Raw genomic sequence first — 1,854 nt, 5'->3', positions numbered from 1 at the left:
ATCCACCCAGACGATGCCCTCACTGTGACAGGCTCCTTGCGGATGCTGCGGAGCCTAAAGTGCCAAAGTAGTGCTAGGCTGTTTGTGCGCTGGATTAGGGCATTTCCTACCCATAAGAGGCTGGATCCGGCTAGAATGCCTACGATAAGAATAGCCCCAAGCGAAAGACTACGTGGTGGGCTCCAAAATGTCCGCCACGCAACTTTCAATTGACCAGTTGCCTTTGGCAATGGCACCACGCCCTATTGCCTCGGCAGCGTTAGGACATGGCTTACCAAATCGGCGGAGACCTGCGGGCCGAAGAGGCGGAGTGCGGGCATGGCCTCTCCTGCTTGTCCATTCATAACCTTGTGCATCATTTCTTGCGGATTCTGAACTGCGCCAAGCGGTTCGGCATTGGTGATTTTCTTGCCATCCATGCCGTGGCATCCTGCGCAAACCGTGCCAAAATATTGCTCTCCCTTGACGGCATCGCCCTTAGTCTTCTTGGCCCCGTAATCCACAAACTTAGTCATTTCGATCTGACCCTTGGAGACAAATAGGGCAAGGTCGGTGACATCGCGGTCGGAAAGGTGGGCCTCGGTATATCCGTGTGTCTTGTCGCGCAGAACGGCGGCAATTGCTGCAGGGTCTCGACCCGCCGCCCCCTGGATTCCCTTAATCCCTGTGGCATGTCCACCGGTGGCGTAGGCGCCGTCCTTTCCGAGGTAGTCCCAGCCATGACATTCCTTGCAGCGCCACGACACTTCTTTGCCATACTTCCCGCCTTTGTTTGGATAAGCAGGGTGATCTTCAGTTGGCTTTGAGAGCTTGTTCTCGGCCCAGAACTTATCATAAAGACGGCCGCCACGAGCAATAGACGACTCCTGCTCTCCTGCCAGAGCGCCTGCCGAAACGAACATGATGGCAAGAGTCCAGAACAAAGCCATGGTGGCACGAAACGCAAGCATGGAAGCCTCCATATTGGAAGTGGTATTGATAGTGATTATCCGTGGGTGTACTTCATGTCAATAGCCCTACTGGGCCGTTGCGTGTGGGTCAAAGCGTCTTCGCCACATGAGAATGCCCAGATGAGTCAGTCTGCACAGATGGACCGATGGCAGGGAAGCAAAAGTCCCAGTTACGTGGCGTCCGGGGAAAAAGCTTTCGACAAAGAAGCTAATCGCCTTGCGGCTGCCGATCCTCTGAAAATTCGCCTTTCCTGAGTGGGGAAAACGTTTAGACATCGAATGCCTCTTGTGGGTCGATTCTGTTGAAAAACCCGCTGGTTGGGGCGGGGTGAGTTGGCCAGATGAATGACGCTGAATTGAAGACGAACGCCCCCCCGATCAAATCGCTGGTGCTGGCTGCGGCATCGGGATGAGCTTTGCGAGTTTCCTGAGGTTCTGGGCGGTGGCGGCGAGGAGGAATTCGTCCTTGGCCCCGCACGGCCCCCGCAACCGTAATCTATCAAGTTTGAGGATGCGTTTGAGGTGAGCGAACAGCATCTCGACCTTCTTCCGCAGGCAGCGTGATTCGGCATAGGCCTCAGTCTTGGCGATGTCGCGAGCCAGATCGCGGGCCCCCTCATGGACGCTGCGGGGCACGTAGCGTGAGGGCATGTTTGGGCAACAACGGGGTTTCATCGGGCAAGCGTCGCAGTCGCGTTTGCTGGCTCGGTACTTCATCGTATTGGCCTTCGTCACCCCGGAGCGCGGCGTCGTGAACGAGCGATGGAACTTTCGGAGTTCCTTTCCGGCCGGGCAGGTGTAGGTATCGCTTTCCCGGTCATAGGCGATGACCGGCCCCCAATGGCGGCTCCAGATCGAATGTTAGTGAAGCATGGTTGATGTTGCCTGGCCAGGGGCGACGGAG

Annotated in this window: 1 protein-coding gene and 1 pseudogene; both read right to left on the bottom strand. The window is 56.5% G+C overall.

Features of this window, described 5'->3' with window-relative positions:
- Positions 1 to 242: 242 nt before the first annotated feature.
- Positions 243 to 950: a c-type cytochrome gene (locus A6A04_RS20575; RefSeq protein WP_172822833.1), complete on the bottom strand. Its 708-nt coding sequence runs from the start codon at positions 948 to 950 to the stop codon at positions 243 to 245.
- Positions 951 to 1,328: 378 nt separating this feature from the next.
- Positions 1,329 to 1,772 (bottom strand): annotated as a pseudogene (locus tag A6A04_RS22040) (transposase); the annotation flags it as partial.
- Positions 1,773 to 1,854: the final 82 nt, after the last annotated feature.

This window comes from Paramagnetospirillum marisnigri (assembly GCF_001650715.1).
Classification (GTDB): domain Bacteria; phylum Pseudomonadota; class Alphaproteobacteria; order Rhodospirillales; family Magnetospirillaceae; genus Phaeospirillum; species Phaeospirillum marisnigri.
This window is presented reverse-complemented; position numbering and strand designations above follow the sequence as displayed.

What these genes read in the sequence shown, in the direction of transcription:
- A6A04_RS20575 (WP_172822833.1), bottom strand. Translation starts at nt 950, where the DNA reads ATGCTTGCGTTTCGTGCCACCATGGCTTTGTTCTGGACTCTTGCCATC.